Genomic DNA, 23,662 nt, shown 5'->3' with positions numbered 1-23,662 from the left:
GCCCGGCCTGTTGCTCGCCACTGTTCCTTCCTCCCAGTCCATTCGTCGAGGACGCCCGTCCGATGAAAACCGCCCTTCCCGCCGCTGTTCTGGTCCTGGCGACTGCTGCCGCCACGGCCGCCGTGATCCTGCCGGCCGCCACCGCGCAGACCGAGGCCGTGCAGGCCGCGCCTGCCCTGACTGAGCCGGCCATCCGCGCCCAAGCTCCCGCCGCGCCGCTGGTGACCGGGCTGCCGGACTTCACCCGACTCGTCGAACAGGTCGGGCCGGCCGTGGTCAACATCGAGACCGTCATCGGTGCGCGGACCGCGCAGCGTAGCCAACCGCCCATGGATGATGAGCAGATCCCCGAGATCTTCCGCCGCATCTTGGGGCCCGGCTTCCAGATGCCCGGTCCGGGCCAGTCGCCGGGCGCGCCGCGCGGTCGCTCGCTGGGCTCGGGCTTCCTGATCAGCGCCGATGGCTATGTGCTGACCAACCACCACGTCATCGATGGTGCCGACGAGGTCAAGGTCACCTTGACCGATCGCCGCGAGTTCACCGCCAAGGTGGTCGGCAGCGACCAGCCATCGGACGTGGCCGTGCTCAAGATCGAGGCCACCGGCCTGCCGGTGTTGCGCACCGGCAATGCCGCGCAGGTGCGGCCGGGCCAGTGGGCGGTGGCGATCGGCTCGCCGTTCGGTTTCGACCAGTCGGTGACGGCCGGCATCGTCAGCGCGGTCGGCCGCGCCAACCCTTACGCCGACCAGCGCTACGTGCCCTTCATCCAGACCGACGTCGCGATCAACCGCGGCAACTCCGGTGGCCCGTTGCTCAACACCAGCGGCGAGGTCATCGGCATCAATTCGCAGATCTTCAGCAACTCCGGCGGCTTCATGGGCGTGAGCTTCGCGATCCCGATCGACGTGGCGATGAACGTGGTGGAGCAGATCCGGACGACAGGCGAGGTGCGTCGCGGCCAGATCGGCGTACAGGTGGGTGCGATCACCTCCGAGTTCGCGACGGGCCTGGGCTTGCCCGATACCCGCGGCGCGCTGGTCTCCAGTGTGCTGCCGGGCGGCCCGGCGCAGCTGGCTGGCATCGAGCCGGGCGACGTGATCCGTTCGGTGGATGGCGTGGCCATCAACCAGTCCAGCGACCTGCCACCGCTGATCGGCGCCAAGGCGCCCGGCACGCGCGTGCGGCTGGGCGTGATCCGCGAGGGGCGTGAGCGCAACATCGACGTCACCCTGTCGCAGCTGGAGGAAGCAACGGCCGCGGGGCCGCGCCAGCAGGGGCGTCCGGCATCGCCAGGTGAGCCCGCCGCCAGCAATGTGCTGGGCATCGTGGGCCAGGAGATCGAGGCTGCGCAGCGACGGCAGCTGGGGCTGGAGGCGGGCGAGGGCGTGCGCATCGCACGCGTCGATGGCGCGGCCGCCCGCAGCGCCGGACTGTCGCCGGGCGACGTGATCCTGCGCGTGGGTCGCACCGCCGTGGGCAGCGTGGCGGCGCTGGACCGCGCGCTGCGTGACGTACGCCAGGGCCAGACGGTGATGCTGCTGGTCCGCGACCGTACCGGCAACCAGCAGTTCGTCGCGGTCACGCCGCGGGACGGAGAATAAGTAGCCTGCATGTCCGCCACGCGGGCCGGTTGTCGGTTCGCGTGCGGCGAAGGCGGGGTGGTGACGGCGGGCCAGGGCCCGCCCTATGCGATAATGCGCGGCTTACCGAATGCCGATGACGGCCGACCGCCGCCCATGACTTCCGATCCGATGCGGTCGATCCGCAACTTCTCCATCATCGCCCACGTCGACCACGGCAAGTCGACGCTGGCCGACCGCATCATCCAGCTGTGCGGCGGCCTCGAGGCGCGCGAGATGGAGGCGCAGGTGCTCGACTCGAACCCGATCGAGCGCGAGCGCGGCATCACCATCAAGGCCCAGTCCGTGTCGCTGCCCTACGTGGCGCTGGACGGGCAGACCTACCAGCTCAACTTCATCGACACGCCCGGCCACGTCGACTTCTCCTACGAAGTCAGCCGCTCGCTGGCCGCATGCGAGGGCGCGCTGCTGGTGGTCGATGCCGCGCAGGGCGTGGAGGCACAGTCGGTCGCCAACTGCTACACCGCGGTCGAGCAGGGGCTGGAAGTGGTGCCGGTGCTCAACAAGATCGACCTGCCCACGGCCGACATCGACAAGGCCAAGGCCGAGATCGAGGCGGTGATCGGCATCGACGCCGAGGACGCCATCGCGGTCAGCGCCAAGACCGGCCTGAACGTGCGCGACGTGCTGGAAGCCATCGTCCAGCGCATCCCGCCGCCACGGCCGCGCGACACCGACAAGCTGCAGGCGCTGATCATCGACTCGTGGTTCGACAATTACCTGGGCGTGGTCTCGCTGGTGCGGGTGATGCAGGGCGAGATCGCGCCTAAGAGCAAGATCCTGGTGATGTCGACCGGGCGCACGCATGAAGTCGACAAGGTCGGCGTGTTCACGCCCAAGCGCAAGGAGCTGAAGAAGCTGGGCGCGGGCGAGGTGGGCTGGATCACCGCGTCGATCAAGGACGTGCACGGCGCGCCGGTCGGCGACACGCTGACCCTCGCCGGCGATCCCGCGCCCAAGCCGCTGCCCGGCTTCCAGGAAATGCAGCCGCGCGTGTTCGCCGGCCTGTTCCCGGTCAATGCCGAGGACTACCCGGACCTGCGCGAGGCGCTGGAAAAACTGCGGCTCAACGATGCCGCCCTGCGCTTCGAACCGGAAAGCTCCGAGGCGATGGGCTTCGGTTTCCGCTGCGGCTTCCTCGGCATGCTGCACATGGAAATCGTGCAGGAACGGCTGGAGCGCGAGTACGACCTCGACCTGATCAGCACCGCGCCGACCGTGGTCTACGAGGTGCTGCGCACCGATGGCGAAGTGCTGCCGCTGGACAATCCGGCCAAGCTGCCGCCCGCGAACCAGATCGAGGAAGTGCGCGAGCCGATCATCCGTGCCAACATCCTCACGCCCGAGGAATACATCGGCAACATCATCAAGCTGTGCGAGGAAAAGCGCGGTGCGCAGATCGGCATCCAGTACCTGGCCAGCCAGGTGCAGATCAGCTACGAGCTGCCGATGGCCGAGGTGGTGCTGGACTTCTTCGACAAGCTGAAGTCGGTCAGCCGCGGCTATGCCTCGCTGGACTACCACTTCCTGCGCTTCGACGCCGGCCCGTTCGTGCGCGTGGACACGCTGATCAACGGCGACAAGGTCGACGCGCTGAGCATCATCGTGCACCGCAGCCATGCCGACCGGCGCGGCCGCGAGCTGACCGAAAAGATGAAGGACCTGATCCCGCGCCAGCAGTTCGACGTGGCGATCCAGGCCGCCATCGGCTCGCAGATCATCGCCCGCACCACGGTCAAGGCGCTGCGCAAGAACGTGCTGGCCAAGTGCTATGGTGGCGACATCAGCCGCAAGAAGAAGCTCCTCGAGAAGCAGAAAGAGGGCAAGAAGCGGATGAAGCAGGTCGGCCGCGTCGAGATCCCGCAGGAAGCCTTCCTCGCGGTGTTGAGTACGGGCAAGGATTAAGGGCGTGGACTCCGGTCCGGCCGACGCATTCCGAAGGAACCCGCATGAAATGGTTTGAAATCGCGCTGGTCGTGCTGACCTTCGCCACCGGCATCATCTGGCTGCTCGACCGCCTGCTGTTCGCCAGGCGCCGCCGAGAAGCGGCGGGCCTGTTGGAGGAGAAGGAGCCGCTGGTCGTCGACTACGCCCGCGCGTTCTTCCCGGTACTGTTCGTGGTCCTGATCCTGCGCAGTTTCGTGGCCGAACCGTTCCGCATCCCGTCCAGTTCGATGATGCCGACGCTGCTGATCGGCGACTTCATCCTGGTCAACAAGTTCACCTACGGCATCCGCCTGCCGATCAACAACCGCAAGGTCATCGCGCTGGGCGAACCGCAACGCGGCGACGTGGCGGTGTTCCGGCCGCCCCATCATCCCGACCAGGACTGGATCAAGCGCGTGGTCGGCCTGCCGGGCGACCTGGTCGCCTTCGAGGGCGACACGCTCTACATCAATGGCGAGCGACTGGATTACCAGCTGCTGGGACAGTACGAAGGCCGTGGTCGCGGCCGCGACATGACCGGGGTGGCGGTGCTGCGGGAAGCGCTGGGCGACCGGCCCCATGACGTGCTCGAGAGCACCGGCGTCCACGACCCGCGGGGGCAGGGCGAATGGCGCGTGCCCGAAGGCCACTATTTCGTGATGGGCGACAACCGGGACCGCAGTGACGACAGCCGGTTTTGGGGTACCCTCCCGGAAAGCCAGCTCCGCGGCAAGGCGTTCCTGGTGTGGATGAATTTCGACAGCAGTGCGCCGGGGTGGGTGGACTGGAGTAGGATCGGCAAGGGTATCCAGTAGCCGCCCGACGGGTGGCAATTACGGACGCAGGGGATCAATCCATGAATATCCACGGCGGCATCGCCAGGCGGCAGCGGGGTATCACCCTGCTCGGGTTCATCATCGTCATGGCGGTGGTGGGGGTGTTTGCTTACATCGGATTCAAGCTGTTCCCGATGTACCAGGAGTACTACGCGGTGAAGACCGCATTGAAGGGGCTCGCGAACGAACCGGGGATCGCCACCACCGATCCCGCGCGCATCCAGCAGATGTTCCTGCGACGGCTCGACATGAGCTACGCCCAGAACATCAAGAAGGAACACATCAAGATCGAGCGGGGCGACGCTGGCTGGGTGATGACCGTGCAATACGAGGTCCGCAGGCCGATGATCGCGAACCTCGATGTCATCGGGAAGTTCGGCGCCGTGCAGAACCTGTCCCGCTCGGGAAATGCCGATTGATGTCCTTGGCGATGCGGCCTTTGGACCGCATCGGTTCCGCGACCCCGCGCTTCTGGCACAGGCGCTGACCCACCGCAGTGCGGGCACGCCGCACAACGAGCGGTTGGAATTCCTGGGTGACGCGCTGCTCGGCCTGTTCGCGGCCGAAGCGCTGTACGTGTGCTGGCCGAAAGCCGACGAGGGCGTGTTGACCCGGGCGCGGGCCGAACTGGTGCGCGAGTCCTCGCTGGCCACGCTGGCGCGAGGCTTCGAACTCGGCGCGCGGCTTACCCTGGGGCCCGGGGAAATGAAGTCCGGCGGCCATCGTCGCGACTCGATCCTGTCCGATGCGCTGGAAGCCGTGGTGGGTGCCATCTATCTCGACGCCGGCTTCGAAGCCTGCCGCGACGTGGTGCGGCCGTGGTTCGGACCCCTGATCGAAGCCCTGCATCCGGCGAAGGTGGGCAAGGACGCCAAGACCCGGCTGCAGGAATGGCTGCAGGCGCGGCAGGCGCCGCTGCCGCAATACGAGCTGGCGTGGGAGGGCGGCGAGGATCACGCCAAGGCGTTCCGCGTGCGTTGCACGCTGTCCCAGCCGCCGTTGTCGGCCGAAGGCGAAGGCGGCTCGAGGCGCGCGGCCGAGCAGCAGGCAGCCGAGGCGGTCCTGGCGCAACTGGACGCGTAGGGCGGGCCCTGGCCCGCCGTTGCGACCTGGCGCGCCGTCGCGATGGGGAACGGATCGAGCGGCGGGCCAGGGCCCGCCCTACAATGCACGCATGACTTCAAACGCCCATCGCGCCGGCCACGTCGCCGTCATCGGCCGTCCCAACGTCGGCAAGTCCACCCTGGTCAATGCGCTGGTCGGGGCGCGCGTCAGCATCGTGTCCAACCGGCCGCAGACCACGCGGCACCGGCTGCTGGGCATCGCCTCCTTCCCGGAAGGACAGCTGGTGCTGGTCGATACGCCCGGTATCCATCGCGAGCAGAAGAAGGCGATGAACCGGATGATGAACCGGGCGGCGCGCGGCGCGCTGGAGGGCGTGGATGCCGCGGTGCTGGTGGTCGAGGCGGGCCGCTGGGACGAGGAGGACACACTGGCCTACGACACGCTGCGCGAAGCCGGCGTGCCGGTGGTGCTGGCCGTCAACCAGGTCGACCGCTTCAAGGACAAGACCGCGCTGCTGCCGTTCCTGCAGCAGGTGGTGGACGGGCGCGAGTTCGCGGCGGTGCACCCGGTGTCCGCACTCAAGCGCGTGGGGCTGGACGACCTGGTGGCGACGCTGTTGCCGTTGGTTCCCGAGCAGGCGGTGCTGTACGGCGAGGACGAGATCACCGACCGCAGCCAGCGCTTCCTCGCCGGCGAACTGGTGCGCGAACAGTTGATGCGCCAGCTGGGCGCGGAGCTGCCGTATGCGACCACGGTCGAGATCGAATCCTTCGTCGAGGAACCGTCGCCCACCGCCGGCGTGATGTATCGCATCGGTGCGGTGATCTGGGTCGAGCGCGAAGGCCAGAAGGCCATCGTGATCGGAAAGGGCGGGGCGCGGCTGAAGGACATCGGCGCCAAGGCGCGCCAGCACATGGAGCGCCTGTTCGACGCCAAGGTGTTCCTGCAGACCTGGGTGCGGGTGCGCGCGGGCTGGAGCGACGACGAAGCGGCCCTGCGCACGCTGGGCTACGACGGCTGACGCGGCGACCCCATGCGCTACGCCGGTGAACGCGCCTATGTGCTGCACGCGCGGCCGTGGCGCGAGACCAGCCTGCTGCTGGAGGCGTTGAGCGAATCCCACGGCCGCATCGGCCTGGTCGCGCGCGGCGTGCTGGGGCCGAAGCGGCACGTGCTGCGCGCTGCGCTGCAGCCGCTGCAGCACATCCGTTTCGACGCTGTGCAGCGCGGCGAAATGGCGCACCTCAATGGCGCGGAGGCCCTTGATGCCGCTCCAAGGCTGACCGGCGATGCGATGCTCGCCGGCTTTTACGTCAACGAACTGATGGTCCGGCTGGCGCCCCGCCAGGATCCGCAACCGGATCTGTACGCGCTGTACGGCCAGGTGCGCGCACGCTTGCGCGCCGGCAGTGGCGTGGCGTGGACGCTGCGTCGCTTCGAACGCGACCTGCTGCAGGCGCTCGGCGTCGGCTTCGACCTGTCCTGCGACGGTGATGGCGAGACGATCGATCCCGCCGGGCATTACCGCCTCGATCCGGAACATGGACCCCGCCGCGTGCGCAGCGAGCGCAGCGGCGATGCGCGCGGTGCCAGCGGGCGCGGGCTGGTGGCCCTGGCGAACGACGAGATGCCGGCGGCCGCGGACCTCGCCGGATTGCGCAGGGTCATGCGCGAAGTGGTGTCGCACCACCTGGGCGGGCGCGGGTTGAAGTCGTGGGAACTGGTGGCCGGGCTGGCGCGACCGGAGCGCGCGGACGATCAGGACGACAGCGTCTCCTGAATCGCCTGCGCCAGCGCTGCCATCATCGGCGCTGAAGCCGGCGATGCGCGCAAGGCCTGCGCCGCGGCATCCACGCGCGCCGCACCAACGAAGCCGCAGCTGGCGCGCAGCTTGTGCAGCGTCGCCAGCACCGCGTGCGGGTCGCCTGCCGCGGAGGCCGCGGACAAGGTCCCGGCCAGTGCCGGCAACTCGGCCAGGAACAGCGCGCGCAGCGCATCGACGTGCGCGGCGTTGCCGTTCATCGCAGCCAGCGCGGCGGCATCGTCCCAGACCGGGCGCACGGTTGCGGTCGTGTCCCCGGGCGGCGTGCGGGAGGTCGCGGCTTCGCCCCGCAGCGCCTGGCGCAGGGCGTCGCGCCAGGCGTCGGCGGGAAGGGGTTTGCAGACCACGCCATCGAAACCTGCCGCGCGCAGCGTGCCGATCGTGTCTTCGTCGCGGGTCGCGGTGTGCGCCAGTGCGGGGGCGTGCAGTCCGCGCGCACGCAGCATGGAAAGCAGTTCGGCGCCGCTGCCATCGGGCAGGTGGGCGTCGATCAGCCAGAGGTCGTGGTCACGGGCGGCGGCGATCGCGAGCGCTTCCGACACGCTGCTTGCCGCATCGACCGTCGCGGGCAGGGCTTCGCTGGCGGCGACAAGGAACGCCCGACTGGTCGCATCGTCTTCGACCAGCAGCAGCCTGGCGGGCGTGGGGCCTGGTGGCATCGTGCAACTCCCTCGCGACTCTGGCCGCATGGTAGTGCGGCGCGCGCTGGAATGCAGGGTGGTCGCAGCCAGAGGGCCGCTGGCGCGGTTCTGCGACAATGCCCTCTTTCCGTACGCAGCCTTCGCCACGTGGCCCGCATCGACCAGACCCCGTTCCCCGCCGACATCCTCGATCTGAGCCACGACGGCCGTGGCGTCGCCCGCCGCGAGGCCGGCCATGCCAGCGCAGGCAAGACCGTGTTCATCGCCGGCGCGCTCCCGGGCGAACAGGTGATGGTGAAGCAGACGGCGCGGTCGCGGCATTTCGACGAGGGCGAGGCTGTCGAGGTGCTGCAGCCGTCGCCGCACCGGGTGCAGCCGTGTTGCGCGCATTTCGGTGTCTGCGGCGGCTGCGCCCTGCAGCACCTGGAGACCGGCCAGCAGATACTCGCCAAACAGCGCGTGCTGCTGGACAACTTCGAGCGCATCGGCCATGTCGCGCCTGCCACGGTGCTCCCGCCGCTGACCGGGGATGCGTGGGGGTATCGCCGCAAGGGCCGGTTCTCGGTGCGGCGGGTGGAGAAGAAGGACAAGACCCTGGTGGGTTTCCGCGAGCGCGATCCGCGGTTCGTCGCCGACCTGTCCGAATGCCATACGGTTGTGCCGGCGATCGGCGCCGCCATCCCCGCGCTCTCGGCGCTGGTCGATGGGCTAGAGGCGCGGCGCGAGATCCCGCAGATCGAATTCGTCGTTGGCGACGCCACCGAGGCATTCGATGGCGTGGCGCTGGTGTTCCGGCACCTGCAGCCGCTGTCCGATGCGGACCTTGCCGCGTTGCAGGCCTTCGGCGAGCGGCATCGCTTCGCGATCTTCCTGCAGCCCGGCGGTGTCGATTCTGTGCGCGCACTGTGGCCGGAGGCACCTGCGCTGTCGTTCCGCCTCGAGCCCTGGAACATCACCTTCGGCTTCCGCCCGCTGGACTTCATCCAGGTCAACGCCTCGCTCAACGAAAAGATGATCGAGCGCACGCTGGAACTGCTCGACGTGCAGCCGGGCGAGCGCGTGCTGGACCTGTTCTGCGGATTGGGCAATTTCACCCTGCCGCTGGCGCGCGTCGCCACCGGGGTGGTAGGCGTGGAGGGAGAGGCCGGACTGGTGGCGCGCGCACGCGAGAATGCCGAACGCAACGGACTGGCGAACGTGCAGTTCCATGCCGCCGACCTCACCAAGGACCAGCGCGGCACGCCGTGGATGCGCCAGGGCTTCGACAAGCTGCTGCTGGACCCGCCGCGCTCCGGCGCGATCGAAGTGCTGAAACAGCTGCCGCTGGAGCGCTTTGGCCGGATCGTCTACGTCAGCTGCCACCCGGCATCGCTGGCGCGCGATGCGGGGCATCTGGTGAACGACCAGGGCTGGAAGCTGGTGAGCGCGGGGGTGATGGACATGTTCCCGCAAACGGCGCACGTGGAGTCGATTGCGTTGTTCGAGCGGTAGCTTCGGTGTCGTCATTCCGGCGCAAGCTGGGATGGATACCGTTCACCGGTGTCATTGGCGGATGGATGCGGGTGAGTCGCTGGATCCCGGTGTTCGCCGGGATGACGTGGAGAGGCATTAGGCATCATGGGCATTGAAATCGAGCGAAAGTTCCTGGTCGTCGGCGATGGCTGGCGCGATGCGGCGCACGAAGTGCTGCCCATGGCGCAGGGCTACATCAACGACATCGGCGCAATGGATCGCGGACAACAGAAGGCATCGGTGCGCATCCGCATCCAGGGCGGTGCCGCGTTCCTGAACCTCAAGTCGCGCGAGTCGGGGCATACCCGGCAGGAATTCGACTACCCGATCCCCGTGGCGGATGCCCGCGCCCTGCTGGCGTTGTGCGTGGGCGGGGTGATCGACAAGCGCCGGCACCTGGTCCGGCACGGCGGCCACCTGTGGGAAGTGGACGAGTTCCTGGGCGACAACGCCGGACTGGTCGTTGCCGAGGTGGAACTGGGCGATGCGAGTGAAAAAATCGTGAAGCCGGCATGGGCGGGGAAAGAGGTGACAGATGCCGCCCGCTATTACAATCTGGCGTTGGCCTCGCGTCCGTTTCAGGACTGGACGCAACGCGAGCGCGACGCCCTCGACATCCCCGAATAAGGATCCCCCATGCTCGTCATCGGCATCGCCGGCAAGGAACTCACCGCGCAGGAGCGCGACTGGCTGCAGCACGACGCGTGCGCGGGCGTGATCCTGTTCAAGCGCAACTTCGCTTCACGCGACCAGGTGGCCGAGCTTTGCGTCGCCATCCGCGAAGTGGCGCTGCGGCCGCAGCTGATCTGCGTGGACCAGGAAGGCGGGCGCGTGCAGCGCTTCGAAGAGGGCTACACCGCGCTGCCGTCGCTGGACGGATTCGGCCGCCTGTACGCCAGCGATCCCGATGCCGCGCTGGCGCTGGCGGAAGAACATGCCTGGCTGATGGCCAGCGAGATCCGCGCCAGTGGCGTCGACCTGAGTTTCGCGCCGGTGGTGGACGTGGGCCACGGCAACCTCGCCATCGGCAACCGTGCGTTCTCGGAAGACCCGCAGGTGGTCGCCGCGTTCACCCGCGCCTACGTCAAGGGCATGCATTCGGTCGGGATGGCGGCGACGCTCAAGCACTTCCCCGGCCACGGTACGGTGCGCGAGGACACGCATTTCGACAACGCGGTGGATGACCGTCCGCTGGACGCGATCCGCGCGCACGACCTGATCCCGTTCGTGGCCGGTATCGATGCCGGCGCCGACGCGGTGATGCTGGCGCACGTGGTCTATCCGCAGGTGGCGCCGGAACCGGCCGGCTACTCGCCGTTCTGGATCAACGACATCCTGCGTGACGAGATGGGTTTCCGCGGCGTGGTGTTCTCCGACGACATCGGCATGGCGGCGGCCTTCTCGGCGGGCGGCATCAAGGCGCGGGTGGATGCGCACCTGGACGCGGGTTGCGACGTGGTGCTGGTCTGCCATCCGGAACTGGTCGAGGAGTCGCTGGCCGCCGTGAAGGACCGCCAGCTCGACACCGCAGCGGTGATCTCCTTGATCGGTCGCGGCGCAATGGGATGGGACGGCCTGCTGGCCGACGGTCGCCGTGGCGGCGTGCAGTCGAAGTTGGGCACGCTTCCGGGGGCGATGGCATGAACATCCCGAAGCTGGCCGACGTGATCGGCAGTGCCGACCTGATCCACGACCGCGATGCGCTGGAAGACGCGATCGAGGACATGGCCGACGCCATCTGCGACGACTACGAGGACGACGACACGCCGCCGCTGTTCATCACCATCATGCATGGCGGCATGCCATTCGCCGCGCAGCTCGCGTTCGCGCTGGGCGAGCGCGAACTGGACGTCGAGCTGGAGTACCTGCACGCCACCCGCTACCGCGGCAACACCACCGGCTCCGGACTGGCCTGGCTGCATCGTCCCGCCACCCCGCTGCGCGGGCGCCGCGTGCTGCTGGTCGACGACATCCTCGACGAAGGCCATACGCTGAAGGCGGTGAAGTACTGGTGCGAGGACCAGGGCGCGTTGGATGTGCGCGTCGCGGTGCTGGCGACCAAGGCGCACGACCGCCGTGTCGATGGTATCGGTGCCGACTACGAAGGCGTCGAAGTGCCCGACCGCTATGTGTTCGGCTACGGCATGGACTTCCATGAGCAGGGCCGCAACCTGCCGGGCATCTACGCCCTGGGCGAATGAGCCGCGGCACGTGGACGTGCCTGTTTCGCCGTACCGCCGGCAATCCCGTGACAGGCATCGCGGCGGTCGATTCGCAAGCGACTGCGGGCCGCGGCGCGCGACCGGTATAGTCGCGACCACGCCCATCGATCACCGGTAGATGCCATGACTTCCCCCCTCCTTGCCGTCATCGGCGGCACCGGCCTGTATGCATTGGGCGAACTGCAGGACATCGAAAGCCACCAGCCGGTGACGAAATATGGCGCGCCCTCCGGTCCGGTGCGCATCGGCACGCTGGGCGGGCATCGCGTCGCGTTCCTAGCGCGCCATGGCGAAGGGCACTCGGTACCGCCGCACCAGGTCAACTATCGCGCCAATCTCGCGGCGCTACGGGCGCTGGGTGCGACGCGCGTGCTGGCGCTGAATACGGTCGGCGGCATCACCGAACGCTTCGGCCCACGCGTGCTGGCTTGCCCGGAGCAGTTGATCGACTACACCTGGGGACGCGTTTCGACGATTTGCGAGGAACCCGGCACCGACGTGCTGCACGTGGATTTCGGCGATCCGTACACGCCGGCGCTTCGCGCGGCGGTGCTGTCCGCGGCGCGTCGCCGTGGCATCGCATTGGTCGACGGCGGTTGCTATGGCGCCACGCAGGGCCCGAGGCTGGAGACCAAGGCCGAGATCGCGCGGATGCGCCGCGACGGTTGCGACCTGGTGGGCATGACCGGCATGCCGGAAGCGGGGCTCGCGCGCGAAATGGGGCTCGAGTACGCCTGCCTCGCCATCGTCGCCAACTGGGCGGCAGGGGCAGGGCCCGATGTGGACGAGGTGATCACGCTCGACGACGTGCTGGCCAACGTGGCCGCGGCGTCGTCCGGCATTCCTGCGCTGGTGGCTGGTCTGCTCGCAGGCGATTGAACCTCGGCACCGGAGTTTGCATACTCGCCGGGTGCGGCGCCTTGCACTGCCGCACACGCCCTGCATCCATCACGAGGTTCGACGAGATCATGCAATACGGCACTGTGAAGTGGTTCAACGACGCCAAGGGGTTCGGGTTCATTGCGCCCGAAGATGGCAGCGCGGATGTATTCGTCCATTTTTCCGCGATCGACTCCAAGGGCTTCCGCTCCCTGCAGGAAGGCCAACGCGTGCAATACGAAGTCACGCAGGGACCGAAAGGCGCACAGGCGGCAGGGGTGACGCCTGTGGCCTGATCGGAACCCGTTCGGGATGTCCGGACCCCGCTTCGGCGGGGTTTTTCTTGCATGGATCACCGGCAGGGAGCATCGGCGCAATGACGCGCAAACGCATCGCCATCGTGGGCTATGGCACGGCAGGACAAGCGACGGCCGTGCTGCTGTCGCGTGACGGGCATCACGTCGAGGTGTTCGAGCGCGTGGCCACGCCCGGTCCGGTGGGGGCGGGGTTCCTGCTGCAACCGACTGGCCTGCAGGCGCTGTGGCGCATGGGCTTGCTGGACGGTGTGTTGAAGCATGGCGCCGTGGTGGAACGATTGTTTGGCGACGTGCCCTGCGGCCGTGCGGTGATGGACATGCGCTATGCCACGCTGGACGCGCGCCTCGCCGGCTTGGGCATGCAGCGGGGTGCGCTGTTCTCGATCCTTGCCGATGCCTGGGATGGCCATGCTGCCGTGCAGGCGGATACGGCCATCGCCGATGTGCTGGACGATGGCCGCACGCTGCTCGACCAGCGCGGCAGCCGGCATGGTCCGTTCGATCTCGTGGTGCTGGCCGATGGGGCGGCATCCAGCCTGCGTGGCGTTGTCGCAAGGCCTTCACTGGACGCGCCCTATCCGTGGGGTGCGCTGTGGTGCCTGCTGCCGCGAGCGCACTGGCCACACATGCATGAACTGCGCCAGCGCTACGTCGCCGCGCGCAAGATGATCGGCCTTCTGCCCGTTGGCACTTGCCCCGGCGACGACCAGCGGAAGCTCAGTTTCTTCTGGAGCCTGCCGGTCGCGTCCTTCGAGCGCTGGCAGGCCGATGGCGTGGAGACCTGGAAGCAAGAAGTGGCGGCATTGTGGCCGGAAGCGGCCGCGCTGTTGTCGGGCATCGAGTCGCCCATGCACTTGGCGCGCGCCCGCTACCGCGACACGGTGATGCGCGACTGGCACCGCGGGCGCGTGGTGCTGGTGGGCGATGCCGCGCACGCCATGAGTCCACAGCTGGGGCAGGGCGTGAACATGGCGCTGCTGGATGCCCTGGCGCTTGCCGATGCGTTGCGTGGCGGAGCGGCGTTGGCCGATGCGCTTGCGCACTACCAGCGTGAACGCCGCCGGCACCTGCGCATCTACCACGTCTGGAGCCGCTGGCTGACGCCGATGTTCCAGTCCGACCGGGAGCTCGTCGCGCGCCTGCGCGATGTTGCATTGCTGCCCGCGGGCAAGTTGCCGGTGGGCAGGGCGCACATGCTGCGGGTGCTCAGCGGGACGCAGCGGGGACTGTTCGGACAGGTCGCGCTCGATCCGCGTTTCGTCGACGAACTCGGTGCGCGCGTGCACGGCATGGCTCGCGTGTCGCATGGGCAATCTGTGCCGGATGCATGAAATGTGGTTTGATGTCCGCTTCGATCCAAATGGAATGACGCGATGAAACTCTCCGCTACCGACGCCGCACTGCTGAGCGACTGCGAGCGCAAGATGGTGCAATCCACCGGCCCGTGGCAGGTCAAGGACCTGGTCTCGCTGATCAAGCGCCTGCGCGACCTGCGCGACAAGCAGCGCGACCTGCAGCAGCGCCAGCGCATCCGCTCCTCGCGCACCACCGGCAGTAAGGACGGGCGTTCCGGCAGGGCCAACGTGCGCACCGGCGACAAGTCGAAGGTGCTCGACCGCGCGCTGAAGCACTTCGAGGCCCAGCTGGCGAAGCTGGACCGCGAGAGCAGCAGCGCCATGCGCTCGCTGGGCGAGGGCAAGGCCGCAACCCCGAAGAAGAAGGCCAACAAGGGCGAGCGCAAGGCCGCGCGCAGGGCGGTGAAGGCGGCGGCTGGCGAGACCGTGGCGAAGACGGCCACGAAGAAGAAGACCGCGAAGAAGGCCGCCGTCGGCAAGTCCACGGCCACCAAGGCGGTTGCCGGGAAGGCCGCCGGCAAGAAGGCAGCGACGAAGAAGGCCGCCAAGCCTGCTGCCAAGGGCCCGGCGAAGGCGGTCTCCAGCAAGACCCGCATCAAGATTCCGCGCAGCCTGGGCGGTGCCGCATCGCGCCAGCGTGTCGGCCAGGCGTCGCGCCGTACCCGCGCGAAGAAGACTCGCTGACGTTCATTTGGGCAGGGAGCCGCTCGCCGCCGTGGCGATGGGTCGGTCAAGAGCGTTCCGCCCGTGAACGGGCGGGTTACTTTCTTTGCTGGCACACTGCGGAGCGAACGGCGAAGCCGGTCAAGAAAGTAACCAAAGAAATGCCTTTCCCCGATCAGAGCTAAGCAGGTCGATTGGTCTCGACGGGATTTTTCGACAGGACATCCCTGTCCTGTCGAAAAACGGCTGGCTTGTCCGCTTCGCGGCCAAGTCCGGGCCGCGCTTGCGGCGCGGGCGTTCGCCAATGCGCGCGCCAGTGGCGCGCAAGCGTGCATCGGCTCACCCATGCCGGCCGCCCTCCGGGTCGACCAACAGCATTGCTGCTCAACGTAGATCAAGAGCCCAACGCTCGTCATCCCGGCTTGCGCCGGGATGACGAGCTCGGGTCGATCACGGCTCAGTCGATGAACTGCAACCGCGCCAGTTCCGCGTACAGCCCGCCCTGCGCCAGCAATTCGGCGTGCGTGCCCTGCGCGACGATCCGGCCCCGGTCCATCACCACGATCCGGTCGGCCTGCAGCACGGTCGCCAGCCGATGCGCGATCACCAGCGTGGTGCGGCCTTCCATCAGGTGTTCGAACGCGATCTGCACCGCGCGCTCGCTTTGCGCATCCAGTGCGGACGTGGCTTCGTCCAGCAGCAGGATCGGCGCGTCCTTGAGCAGGGCGCGGGCGATGGCGATGCGCTGCTGCTGGCCGCCGGACAACCGTGCGCCACGCTCGCCCAACTGCTCGTCGTAGCCGGCGGGCAGGGCGGCGATGAACTCGTGCGCTTCGGCGGCAGCCGCGGCGGCGGCGACCTCGTCGTCGCTGGCGTCCAGCCGGCCGTAGCGGATGTTGTCGCGCGCGCTGGCGGCGAAGATCGCCGGCTGCTGCGGCACCAGCGCGATCGCCTCGCGCAGTTCCGCCGGATCGACGGTGTCGATGCCGACGCCGTCGACGGCGATGCGGCCGGCCTGCGGATCGTGGAAGCGCAGCAGCATCGCGAATACCGTGCTCTTGCCGGCGCCGGAGGGGCCGACCAGTGCCACCGTTTCGCCAGGCGCGACGTGCAGGCTGAAGCCTTCCAGCGCGGCCGCATCCGGTCGCGTCGGGTAGTGGAACGACACCTCGTCGAAGCGCAGTTCGCCGCGCAGCGGTCGCGGCAACGCCGCCGGATGCGCGGGCGCGGCGATGCCATTGCGCTCATCCAGCAGTTCGCCGATGCGGCCCATGCCGCCGGCGGCACGCTGCACCTCGTTCCAGACTTCGGCCAGCGCGCCGACCGACCCCGCGCCGAACAGCGCGTACAGCACGAACTGGCCCAGCGTGCCCGCGGTCATGCGTCCGGCGATCACGTCGTGCGCGCCCAGCCACAGTACCAGGGTGATCGCGCCGAAGATCAGCGAGATGGCGACAGCCGTGATGATCGACTGGGTGCCGATGCGGCGGCGCGCGGTGGCGACGGTCAGCGCGACCGCATCGGCGAAGCGGTGGCGCTCGAAGGGCTCGCGCGCGTGCGCCTGCACCGTGCGGATCGCACCCAGCGCCTCGGCCGCCAGCGTGTTGGCATCGGCCACCCGGTCCTGGCTCTGCCGCGAGATCTTCTCCAGCCGGCGGCCGCCCAGCACCAGCGGCAGCACGAACAGCGGGATGCCCACCAGCGTCCACGCCGCCAGCCGCGGGCTGGTGATCACCAGCATCGCGATGCTGCCCAGCACCATCACCACGCTGCGGATCGCCACCGACATCGTCGAACCCACCACGCTGCGCAGCAGCTCGGTATCGGCGCTGAGCCGCGAGACCAGTTCGCCGCTGCGGTTCTTCTCGAAGAATGCCTGGTCCAGGCCGACAAGGTGCCCATACAGCCGGTTGCGCAGGTCCGCCACCACCCGCTCGCCCAGCAGCGAGACGAAGAAGAACCGCGCCGCGGTGGCGAACGCCAAGGCCAGCGCCACCAGGAACAGCAGGCCGAATGCGGCATCGACGTTGCTGCCGCTGTCGAAGCCGCGGTCGATCATGTGGCGCACGGCCACCGGCAGGCTGAGCGTGGCGGTGGACGATGCCGCCAGCGCCAGCAGCCAGGCGGCGAACAGGCCGCGCTGGCGCATCATGAAGGGCCACAGCAGGCGCAGCGCGCCGAGGCGCGGCTTGGGCGGGTCGGGCGAATCCTTTTGCGTCGCGTCGGTCATGCGGGTTCCAGGGCGATCCATTCGGGCACGCCGCGTGGCGTTGCATTCCTGAGGGTGCGAAGGCGGGACAGATGCGTTGCCTCGATGCCTTGCGACTGCCGTGCACAGGCGAGGCCGGCCGACAGGTACTCAGCCATTGTCCTCGAAACGCACCCGGTCACGGGTGGCGTCGACCAGGCGCGCTTTCAAGGCGTCGAGGGCATCGGCCGGCAATCCGACCACCAGCCGCGCACCTTCGGCATCGAAGCTTTCCTCGTGCTTCACCGCGCCGAACGCCGCCAGCGCGGCATGCAGTGCCCCCAGGTCGTCGAACGGCACGTGCATCCCCATGGCGGTGGTCTCGATGATCGGCAGCCGTTGCGCCAGGCGCAGGCATTCGGCCGCCGCGCCGCCGTAGGCACGTACCAGCCCGCCCGCGCCCAGCTTGATGCCGCCGTACCAGCGGGTGACCACCACGGCCACGCGGTCCAGGCCCTGGCCGTCGATCGCGGCGAGGATGGGCCGGCCAGCGGTGCCGGCGGGCTCGCCGTCATCGCTGCTGCGGTAGTCGCCGCCGATGCGCCATGCCCAGCAGTTGTGGGTGGCGTCGCGCACCGAGACCTCGCGCAGCAGCGCCTGCGCGTCGTCGGGCGTGGTGACGGGTGCCGCACGGGCGATGAAGCGGCTGTGCTTCACCTCCAGCGCGAACACCTGCGTTGCGGCCAGGGTGTGGCCGCTCATTCGGCCAGCAGGGCCTTCAGGTCCGCAGGCAGCGAATGCTGCGGATAGCGGCGGCGGAACTCCTTCAGGCTGGCGCGTGCGGCGTCGAGTTCGCCTTCGGCGACCAGTTCGCGGATGCGCTGCAACCAGGCGTCGCGCGCCTCGGCGGTTGCGAACGAGGCGGGGGGGCGGTCGTCCAGCGGCTCGTCGATGTATTCGTCGGCGCGTTCGGGCAGCGCGGGCTGCGCCTGGCGCACGCGCGAGCCGGTGGCGGTGATCGTTTCCCCGGCGCGGTCGGGACGTGCGCCGGCAGCGCGCATCGTGTCCGACGTGGACTCGCTGCGTGCGGTGCGGCGTTCCTGCTCCTGTGCGCGGACCTTGGCTGCAGCAGCATCTGCCGCCTCTGCAGCCGCTCCGGCAGGCGCGGAGGCTGGAGCCGCTGGTGCTGCAGCAGGCGGTGCGGGGGGGGCTGGTGGAGGTGGGGGAGAGGGCGCATCGAACAGCAGCGCGGCGGGCGGCTCTTCCTGCAACGCTTCGTCGGCAGCCGGTGGCGGTGCCTGCTGCAGGCTCGACAGCGGTGTCGGCGCATCAGGAGGTGCCGGTTCGGCAGGCGTCACGGCAACCTGCGGCTCCGCATCGGGCGCGGGCGCAGCGGCTTGTTCCACCTCTCGGGAAAAATCGGCGGTCCTGGCAGGAGGCGTCTCATGATCCATCATCGCTGCCGACGCGGTTTCCGACGGCGCTTGCATGACCTCGGTCTCGGGCAAGGGGCGCAGTTGCCAGGCCACGCCCACCGCAAGCGCCAGCGACGCCGCCATCCCCATGCCCAGCGGCCAGCGTGCCCGCTTGCGGTGCAGGCTCGGCCGCGCGGCATTGCGCGCCGCGGCGAGGATCTTCGCGTCGAGTGCGGCTGGAGGTTCCGCGTGGCCACCGAGGCGCGACAGGCGCTGGGCCAGGTCGCGCTCCTCGGGGGTCAGCGGTTCACGGTCGCGGATGTTCATGCGGTGGCGCTCCCGAGGTGTGCGCGCAGCTTGTCCATCGCGTAGCGCAAGCGCGACTTCACCGTCTCGCGGCCTACGCCAGTCACCTCGCCGATCTCTTCCAGCGTCAATTCCTGCTCCAGGCGCAGCAGCACCACTTCGCGCTGTTCCGGCGGCAGCGTATCCAGCGCGACCTGCAGCTGGCGTCGCTGTTCGAAATCCGAGAGCTGGCGCTCGGGCGTGTCAGGATCGGGTACGCGCTCGGTGCGGGCGTCGGCGTCGTCGGGCGCGGGCGGGCGATGCTGCAGGGCGCGCCAGTGGTCGGCCAACCGGTTGTGGGCAATGCGGTACAGCCAGGTGGTGAACAGCGCCTCCGGGCGCCAGCCGTGGCGCGCGGTGACGACCTTCTGCCAGATGTCCTGGAACAGTTCGTCGGCCAGCGGGCCGTCACGCAACTGCCGCAACAGGAAGCGGTAAAGGCGCTGGCGATGCCGGCCGTAGAGCGTCTCGAACGCGGTGGCATCCCCTGCGGCCCACGCGAGCATCAGCGACTCGTCGCTGTCCATGGCGTCGTGGGCGGGGGCATCATCCATCCGCGGCAGCGTAAGCGCTGGCGCCGCCGGCGTGAAGCGCGGCCGCTGCGACAGGCGCTTGCGGGGAAGGGTGGCGAGGGCGGCGGCGGGGGGCATGCGGGGGTCAACGGATGTCGATCTGCGACGGGGTTTGCCGATTCCGGTGCCGGTTCACGTTAGGTTTCTCCGGGGAACCGCGAGAAGCATGTGAGCGCACCGGCCATCGACCGATCGTCGGCGGAAGCCTTGGCCTCCGCCAACGACCTGGCGTCCATAGCGACGCGGCTGGCGGCTGCGCTGCCGTCGGGCTCGACCGTGGCCGTGGCCTGGGACGACCCGGTGCTCGGTGCCGCCCATACCTGCCATGGTCCCTCGGCGTCGGCGTGCGGCGAGATGGCGCAGTCGCTGCTCGAACAGGCGCCCGGGCGCCTTCCGTTGCGCGGGCCGCATATCGAGGATGCGTGGGACGAGGGCACGTCGCGGCTAGCGCTCATTGCCCAGCCTGGCCGGGAGTTGCCCGGTGCCGTGCGCGAGGGCTGGCTGTCGCTGGCGCGGGTGGCGGTGGCCACCACCCTGCGCACCGCGCTGGCCGCACAGCGGATCGAATCGCTGCGCCGTTCCGAGCGATTGCGGCAGGCGCTGTACGAGATCGCCGACCTGTCCAGCGCAGCGCTGGAGATGCCGGAAGTGCTGGGGCGCATGCACGCCATCGTCGGTACGCTGATGCCGGCCGAGAACTTCTACATCGTGTTGTATGACGATGTGCGTGAAACGCTCCGCTTCCTGTACTTCGCCGACCAGCGCGATCCGTGGGTCGCGCAACCGGACGAGGAAATCCCCGTCTCCGACATGCCCAACAGCCTGACGGTGGCGATGCTGCGCCATGGCCATCCGTTGCTGGGGCCTTCGGCGGCGATCCGGCGGCAACTGGGCGTGCAGAAGGACCAGGCGCACGGCCCGGACAGCGCGGACTGGCTGGGCGTGCCGATGCGGCGCGATGGCCGTGTCAGCGGCGCGATCGTGGTGCAGAGCTACGACCGCCCGCTGCGCTACAGCCACGAAGACCGCGCCCTGCTGGAGTTCGTCGCGCAGCACATCCAGACCTCGCTGGACCGCAAACAGGCACAGGCCGAGCTGGAACGGCAGGTGGACCTGCGCACGCGGGAGTTGCAGCACGCCAACCAGGTACTGGAGGCGGAGATCGTCGAGCGCGAACGCGCCGAGCAGTTGCAGCGGGCCCTGTTCCGCATCAATGAAATGTCGGTGACTGCCGGCAGCGTCGAGAAGTTCTACTCCGACCTGCATGGGGTGATCGGCGAATTGCTGTACGCGCGGAACTTCTACATCGCGATGCTGGACGACGACGGCACGCAGATCGAGTTCCCGTACTCCATGGACGAACGCGACCAGGTGCGCCGCCCCCGACGTCTGGCCCGCGGACTGACCGAGTACGTCATCACCACCGGCAAGGCGATGCTGGCCACGCGCGACCGGATCAACGCCCTGGAGGCCGACGGCCTGGTCCGCAGCCGTGGTGCGCTTGCCCACTGCTGGCTGGGCGTGCCGTTGACCCGTGACGGCACCGCGGTCGGGGTGATCGCCGTGCAGAGCTACACGCCGGACATCGGCTTCACCCAGGCCGACCAGGAACTGCTGACCTTCGTCGCGCACCACATCGACGGGGCGCTGGCGCGCAAGCGTGCGCAGGAATACCTGAAGGCGGCGCACGCAGAGCTGGAGTTCCGGGTCGAGGCGCGCACGCAGGAACTGGAGCGCGCCAATCGCGAATTGCGCGCGCAGATCGGCGAGCGCGTGCGTGCCGAGCAGCGATTGACCCACCAGGCGCGGCATGACCCCTTGACTGGTTTGCCGAACCGCGTGCACCTGGTGGAGCGGCTCGACCAGGCCCTGGTGGCGATGCATGAGCCGCAGCGGTCTCCATTCGCGGTGCTGTTCCTCGACCTCGACCGCTTCAAGCTGGTCAACGACAGCCTGGGCCACGCGGCGGGCGATGCGATGCTGGTCGAGGTGGGGCGTCGCATCGCCAGCGCGATCGGCGAGCACGACGTGGTGGCGCGGCTGGGTGGCGACGAATTCGCAGTGCTGCTGGAAAACATCGAGCGGCCGGACTATGCGGAGGAAGTGGCGGGCAGCATCCTGCGCAAGCTGGGGCGCTCGATGTGGGTTGCCGGGCGCGAGGTGTTTCCGTCGGCCAGCATCGGCATCGCGGCATGGCAGCCCCGCTACCGCCACGGCGATGAACTGCTGCGCGATGCCGATGCCGCGATGTACCGCGCCAAGGCGCGCGGGCGCGACCGCAGCGAACTGTTCGACGAGGAAATGCGCGCCGAGGCGATGCGCCTGCTGGACCTGGAGGCCGACCTGCGCCGCGCGATCCAGCGCGATGCGTTCGAGCCGCATTTCCAGCCCATCGTGCGCCTGTGCGATGGCGCAGTGGTAGGCCATGAAGCCCTGCTGCGCTGGCACCATGAACTGCATGGTCCGTTGCCGCCATCCGAGTTCATTGGCGTGGGCGAGGACAGCGGCCTGATCGAACAGGTCGACTGGCTGATGTACCGGCACGTGGTGGAGTGGATGACCCTGCACCATGACGGCTATGTGTCGATCAACGTTTCGCCACGGCATTTCCACGCCGACGATTTCGCCGAGCGTTTGTTGCTCATGCTGGACGAGGCGGGTGCCGACCCGCGCCGGCTGCGGATCGAGATCACCGAAGTGGCGCTGCTCGACGACGCGCCGCGTGCCCTGCGCATCCTCAGCACGCTGCGCAGCCAGGGCGTGTTGGCACTGCTGGACGATTTCGGCACCGGCTTCTCGGCGCTGTCGTACCTCCACAGGTTCCCGATCGAGGCGCTGAAGATCGACCAGAGTTTCGTCGCCGGGCTGGAGGGCGACATGCACGCCGAAAGCCTGGCGCTGGTGCGCGCGATCCTGGCGCTGGCCGGCACGTTGGGCATCGAGACCATCGGCGAAGGGGTGGAAAGCGAACAACAGCGGCAACTGCTGGGCGAACTGGGCTGCAACTACGGACAGGGCTTCCTGTTCGGGCGTCCGCAGCCGGCAGTGGGCGCACCGCCACCGCAACCGCACTCGCCGGCACGCAAGCGCAGGAAGGCGCGCAAGCCCGCCTGAGCGGATCCAGTCCATCCACATCGCATGCGTCGATCGACGACAATGCCGCCATGCCGGCCGACCAGCGCGTTCCCGCCATTGCCCTGATGGGCCCGACCGCGTCGGGCAAGACGGCGTTGTCGCTGGACTGGGCCGAGCGACTGAACGGAGAAATCGTCAGCGTGGATTCGGTGCTGGTCTATCGCGGCCTGGATATCGGCGCGGCCAAGCCCGAGGCGGCCGAACGCGCGCGTGCGCCGCACCATCTGCTCGACCTGCGCGACCCCTGGCAAACCTACTCGGCCGCCGAGTTCGCGCGCGATGCCCGCAGTGCCATCGACGGCATCGTCGCGCGGGGCAGGGTGCCGCTGCTGGTGGGCGGCACCGGGCTGTACTTCCACGCGCTGCTACAGGGGTTGTCGCCCATGCCCGAGGCCGATCCCGCGATGCGTGCGACGATCGCGCAAGAGGCGCGCATGCGCGGGTGGCCCGCCTTGCATGCCGAACTGGCCATCGCCGATCCCATCGCCGCCGCGAAGATCCGGCCCGGCGATCCGCAGCGCATACAGCGCGCACTGGAAGTGCTGCGACTGAGCGCGCGGCCGATCAGCGAGTGGCAGCGCGAGCCATCGCAATCGGCACCCCTGCCGGTGAAGGTGCTCAAACTGGTGCTGGCCCCGGCATCTCGCGAGACGCTGCATGCGCGCATCGCCACGCGCTTCGACGCGATGCTGGCCGCGGGCTTCCTGGACGAAATCCGGCGACTGCGCGCATTGCCTTCATTGCAATCGCATCGAGCGCCCCTGGACCTGCCGGCGATCCGCGCCGTCGGCTATCGCCAGGCATGGCAGCACCTCGACGGGCAGACCGATGCGGCGACGTTCCGCGACCAGGCCATCGCTGCGACGCGCCAGCTTGCGAAGCGTCAGTTGACCTGGCTGCGCGGCCAGCGCGACGCGCGCTGGTTCGATCCTGCCACCGATCGCGCACGGCTGGATGATGCGCTCGCGATGTTCCTGCCAACGTAGGCGCCTCCAACGACCGCGACTGCGTTCGGGATGGTCCAACCGTCGTCGCGCCTGCTGATGGCTGTCCTGCGTCCGCCGGCGCCTGGCGCGGCTCGCTGTCGGATGCCGCCACATGGCTGACACCTGCATCTGGCAACGCGACG

22 protein-coding genes are annotated in these 23,662 nt (G+C 68.9%); 17 read left to right on the top strand and 5 right to left on the bottom strand.

All coding sequences use genetic code 11. The features are described from left to right. Nucleotides 1-62 precede the first annotated feature (62 nt). From E2F46_RS05360 to recO, 7 genes are all read left to right on the top strand, one after another. Nucleotides 63-1,601: a DegQ family serine endoprotease gene (locus tag E2F46_RS05360; RefSeq protein WP_133321062.1), complete on the top strand. Its 1,539-nt coding sequence runs from the start codon at nt 63-65 to the stop codon at nt 1,599-1,601. Between the two features lie 150 nt (nt 1,602-1,751). Further along, nucleotides 1,752-3,545 carry a translation elongation factor 4 gene (gene lepA / locus E2F46_RS05355; RefSeq protein ID WP_165967382.1) on the top strand — a complete coding sequence of 598 codons (1,794 nt, stop codon included), beginning with the start codon at nt 1,752-1,754 and terminating at the stop codon, nt 3,543-3,545. Nucleotides 3,546-3,589: 44 nt separating this feature from the next. Then, a complete protein-coding gene (gene lepB, locus E2F46_RS05350; RefSeq protein WP_133321060.1) occupies nt 3,590-4,381 on the top strand; it encodes a signal peptidase I in 792 nt (263 codons plus the stop codon). A 41-nt stretch (nt 4,382-4,422) separates the two neighbouring features. After that, on the top strand, nt 4,423-4,821 hold the full coding sequence (locus tag E2F46_RS05345; protein ID WP_133321059.1) for a DUF4845 domain-containing protein: 399 nt from the start codon (nt 4,423-4,425) through the stop codon (nt 4,819-4,821). Next, nucleotides 4,811-5,485, top strand: coding sequence for a ribonuclease III (gene rnc / locus E2F46_RS05340; RefSeq protein WP_133321058.1), 675 nt, complete (start codon nt 4,811-4,813; stop codon nt 5,483-5,485). The genes E2F46_RS05345 and rnc overlap by 11 nt, the downstream gene beginning before the upstream one ends. Before the next feature lie 91 nt (nt 5,486-5,576). Further along, nucleotides 5,577-6,488, top strand: a complete 912-nt coding sequence (era, locus tag E2F46_RS05335; protein WP_133321057.1) for a GTPase Era — start codon at nt 5,577-5,579, stop codon at nt 6,486-6,488. Between the two features lie 12 nt (nt 6,489-6,500). Continuing rightward, the gene (gene recO, locus E2F46_RS05330) at nt 6,501-7,247 is read left to right on the top strand and encodes a DNA repair protein RecO (RefSeq protein WP_133321056.1); all 747 of its coding nucleotides are present in this window, start codon (nt 6,501-6,503) and stop codon (nt 7,245-7,247) included. On the opposite strand, the gene E2F46_RS05325 is transcribed toward recO, so the two are convergent. After that, nucleotides 7,226-7,948, bottom strand: a complete 723-nt coding sequence (locus tag E2F46_RS05325) for a response regulator (protein ID WP_133321055.1) — start codon at nt 7,946-7,948, stop codon at nt 7,226-7,228. The genes recO and E2F46_RS05325 overlap by 22 nt on opposite strands. 51 nt (nt 7,949-7,999) lie before the next feature. On the opposite strand from E2F46_RS05325, the gene rlmD reads away from it, so the two are divergent. The 8 genes from rlmD to E2F46_RS05285 all read left to right on the top strand — a co-directional run bounded on the left by rlmD (nt 8,000) and on the right by E2F46_RS05285 (nt 14,899). Next, complete coding sequence (rlmD, locus tag E2F46_RS05320) at nt 8,000-9,421, top strand: 23S rRNA (uracil(1939)-C(5))-methyltransferase RlmD (RefSeq protein WP_133321054.1); 1,422 nt, start codon at nt 8,000-8,002, stop codon at nt 9,419-9,421. A 126-nt stretch (nt 9,422-9,547) separates the two neighbouring features. Further along, nucleotides 9,548-10,069, top strand: coding sequence for a CYTH domain-containing protein (locus E2F46_RS05315; protein ID WP_133321053.1), 522 nt, complete (start codon nt 9,548-9,550; stop codon nt 10,067-10,069). A gap of 9 nt (nt 10,070-10,078) precedes the next feature. Continuing rightward, entirely contained in the window at nt 10,079-11,086 is a 1,008-nt protein-coding gene (nagZ, locus tag E2F46_RS05310) for a beta-N-acetylhexosaminidase (protein ID WP_133321052.1), read from the top strand. Next, a complete protein-coding gene (locus E2F46_RS05305; protein WP_133321051.1) occupies nt 11,083-11,643 on the top strand; it encodes a hypoxanthine-guanine phosphoribosyltransferase in 561 nt (186 codons plus the stop codon). The genes nagZ and E2F46_RS05305 overlap by 4 nt, the downstream gene beginning before the upstream one ends. A gap of 144 nt (nt 11,644-11,787) precedes the next feature. After that, a complete protein-coding gene (locus E2F46_RS05300) occupies nt 11,788-12,543 on the top strand; it encodes an S-methyl-5'-thioinosine phosphorylase (protein ID WP_133321050.1) in 756 nt (251 codons plus the stop codon). Between the two features lie 89 nt (nt 12,544-12,632). Then, on the top strand, nt 12,633-12,839 hold the full coding sequence (locus E2F46_RS05295) for a cold-shock protein (protein ID WP_133321366.1): 207 nt from the start codon (nt 12,633-12,635) through the stop codon (nt 12,837-12,839). An 80-nt stretch (nt 12,840-12,919) separates the two neighbouring features. After that, nucleotides 12,920-14,191, top strand: coding sequence for an FAD-dependent oxidoreductase (locus tag E2F46_RS05290; protein WP_133321049.1), 1,272 nt, complete (start codon nt 12,920-12,922; stop codon nt 14,189-14,191). Between the two features lie 42 nt (nt 14,192-14,233). Further along, nucleotides 14,234-14,899: a hypothetical protein gene (locus tag E2F46_RS05285; protein ID WP_133321048.1), complete on the top strand. Its 666-nt coding sequence runs from the start codon at nt 14,234-14,236 to the stop codon at nt 14,897-14,899. Nucleotides 14,900-15,335: 436 nt separating this feature from the next. Here E2F46_RS05285 and E2F46_RS05280 read toward each other — a convergent pair whose 3' ends face one another. From E2F46_RS05280 to E2F46_RS05265, 4 genes are all read right to left on the bottom strand, one after another. Beyond that, nucleotides 15,336-17,108: an ABC transporter transmembrane domain-containing protein gene (locus tag E2F46_RS05280; RefSeq protein ID WP_133321047.1), complete on the bottom strand. Its 1,773-nt coding sequence runs from the start codon at nt 17,106-17,108 to the stop codon at nt 15,336-15,338. Nucleotides 17,109-17,237: 129 nt separating this feature from the next. Next, nucleotides 17,238-17,828, bottom strand: coding sequence for an IMPACT family protein (locus E2F46_RS05275; protein WP_133321046.1), 591 nt, complete (start codon nt 17,826-17,828; stop codon nt 17,238-17,240). Continuing rightward, nucleotides 17,825-18,808 (bottom strand): hypothetical protein, encoded by a 984-nt coding sequence (locus E2F46_RS05270; protein ID WP_133321045.1) that lies wholly within the window; start codon nt 18,806-18,808, stop codon nt 17,825-17,827. The genes E2F46_RS05275 and E2F46_RS05270 overlap by 4 nt, the downstream gene beginning before the upstream one ends. Continuing rightward, nucleotides 18,805-19,353, bottom strand: a complete 549-nt coding sequence (locus E2F46_RS05265) for an RNA polymerase sigma factor (protein ID WP_425599807.1) — start codon at nt 19,351-19,353, stop codon at nt 18,805-18,807. The genes E2F46_RS05270 and E2F46_RS05265 overlap by 4 nt, the downstream gene beginning before the upstream one ends. A 213-nt stretch (nt 19,354-19,566) precedes the next feature. Here E2F46_RS05265 and E2F46_RS05260 point away from each other — a divergent pair, with 213 nt between their 5' ends. Both E2F46_RS05260 and miaA read left to right on the top strand, forming a co-directional pair. Beyond that, a complete protein-coding gene (locus E2F46_RS05260) occupies nt 19,567-22,512 on the top strand; it encodes an EAL domain-containing protein (RefSeq protein ID WP_243720314.1) in 2,946 nt (981 codons plus the stop codon). Nucleotides 22,513-22,562: 50 nt separating this feature from the next. After that, nucleotides 22,563-23,519 carry a tRNA (adenosine(37)-N6)-dimethylallyltransferase MiaA gene (gene miaA, locus E2F46_RS05255; protein ID WP_133321044.1) on the top strand — a complete coding sequence of 319 codons (957 nt, stop codon included), beginning with the start codon at nt 22,563-22,565 and terminating at the stop codon, nt 23,517-23,519. The last annotated feature ends 143 nt before the right edge of the window (nt 23,520-23,662 follow it).

The sequence above is a fragment of the Luteimonas aestuarii genome (assembly GCF_004357985.1).
Taxonomy (GTDB): Bacteria; Pseudomonadota; Gammaproteobacteria; order Xanthomonadales; family Xanthomonadaceae; genus Luteimonas; species Luteimonas aestuarii.
Note: the sequence above shows the minus strand (reverse complement) of the source record. Positions and strands in the feature narration are given on the sequence as shown.

Coding starts and splice junctions, on each gene's coding strand:
- E2F46_RS05270 (WP_133321045.1), bottom strand. CDS start 18,808: ATGAACATCCGCGACCGTGAACCGCTGACCCCCGAGGAGCGCGACCTG.
- E2F46_RS05305 (WP_133321051.1), top strand. CDS start 11,083: ATGAACATCCCGAAGCTGGCCGACGTGATCGGCAGTGCCGACCTGATC.
- E2F46_RS05295 (WP_133321366.1), top strand. CDS start 12,633: ATGCAATACGGCACTGTGAAGTGGTTCAACGACGCCAAGGGGTTCGGG.
- lepA (WP_165967382.1), top strand. CDS start 1,752: ATGCGGTCGATCCGCAACTTCTCCATCATCGCCCACGTCGACCACGGC.
- E2F46_RS05275 (WP_133321046.1), bottom strand. CDS start 17,828: ATGAGCGGCCACACCCTGGCCGCAACGCAGGTGTTCGCGCTGGAGGTG.
- lepB (WP_133321060.1), top strand. CDS start 3,590: ATGAAATGGTTTGAAATCGCGCTGGTCGTGCTGACCTTCGCCACCGGC.
- E2F46_RS05300 (WP_133321050.1), top strand. CDS start 11,788: ATGACTTCCCCCCTCCTTGCCGTCATCGGCGGCACCGGCCTGTATGCA.
- rnc (WP_133321058.1), top strand. CDS start 4,811: ATGCCGATTGATGTCCTTGGCGATGCGGCCTTTGGACCGCATCGGTTC.
- E2F46_RS05325 (WP_133321055.1), bottom strand. CDS start 7,948: ATGCCACCAGGCCCCACGCCCGCCAGGCTGCTGCTGGTCGAAGACGAT.
- E2F46_RS05265 (WP_425599807.1), bottom strand. CDS start 19,353: ATGGACAGCGACGAGTCGCTGATGCTCGCGTGGGCCGCAGGGGATGCC.
- E2F46_RS05315 (WP_133321053.1), top strand. CDS start 9,548: ATGGGCATTGAAATCGAGCGAAAGTTCCTGGTCGTCGGCGATGGCTGG.
- E2F46_RS05360 (WP_133321062.1), top strand. CDS start 63: ATGAAAACCGCCCTTCCCGCCGCTGTTCTGGTCCTGGCGACTGCTGCC.
- era (WP_133321057.1), top strand. CDS start 5,577: ATGACTTCAAACGCCCATCGCGCCGGCCACGTCGCCGTCATCGGCCGT.
- E2F46_RS05280 (WP_133321047.1), bottom strand. CDS start 17,108: ATGACCGACGCGACGCAAAAGGATTCGCCCGACCCGCCCAAGCCGCGC.
- E2F46_RS05345 (WP_133321059.1), top strand. CDS start 4,423: ATGAATATCCACGGCGGCATCGCCAGGCGGCAGCGGGGTATCACCCTG.
- E2F46_RS05285 (WP_133321048.1), top strand. CDS start 14,234: ATGAAACTCTCCGCTACCGACGCCGCACTGCTGAGCGACTGCGAGCGC.
- E2F46_RS05290 (WP_133321049.1), top strand. CDS start 12,920: ATGACGCGCAAACGCATCGCCATCGTGGGCTATGGCACGGCAGGACAA.
- recO (WP_133321056.1), top strand. CDS start 6,501: ATGCGCTACGCCGGTGAACGCGCCTATGTGCTGCACGCGCGGCCGTGG.
- miaA (WP_133321044.1), top strand. CDS start 22,563: ATGCCGGCCGACCAGCGCGTTCCCGCCATTGCCCTGATGGGCCCGACC.
- rlmD (WP_133321054.1), top strand. CDS start 8,000: ATGCAGGGTGGTCGCAGCCAGAGGGCCGCTGGCGCGGTTCTGCGACAA.
- nagZ (WP_133321052.1), top strand. CDS start 10,079: ATGCTCGTCATCGGCATCGCCGGCAAGGAACTCACCGCGCAGGAGCGC.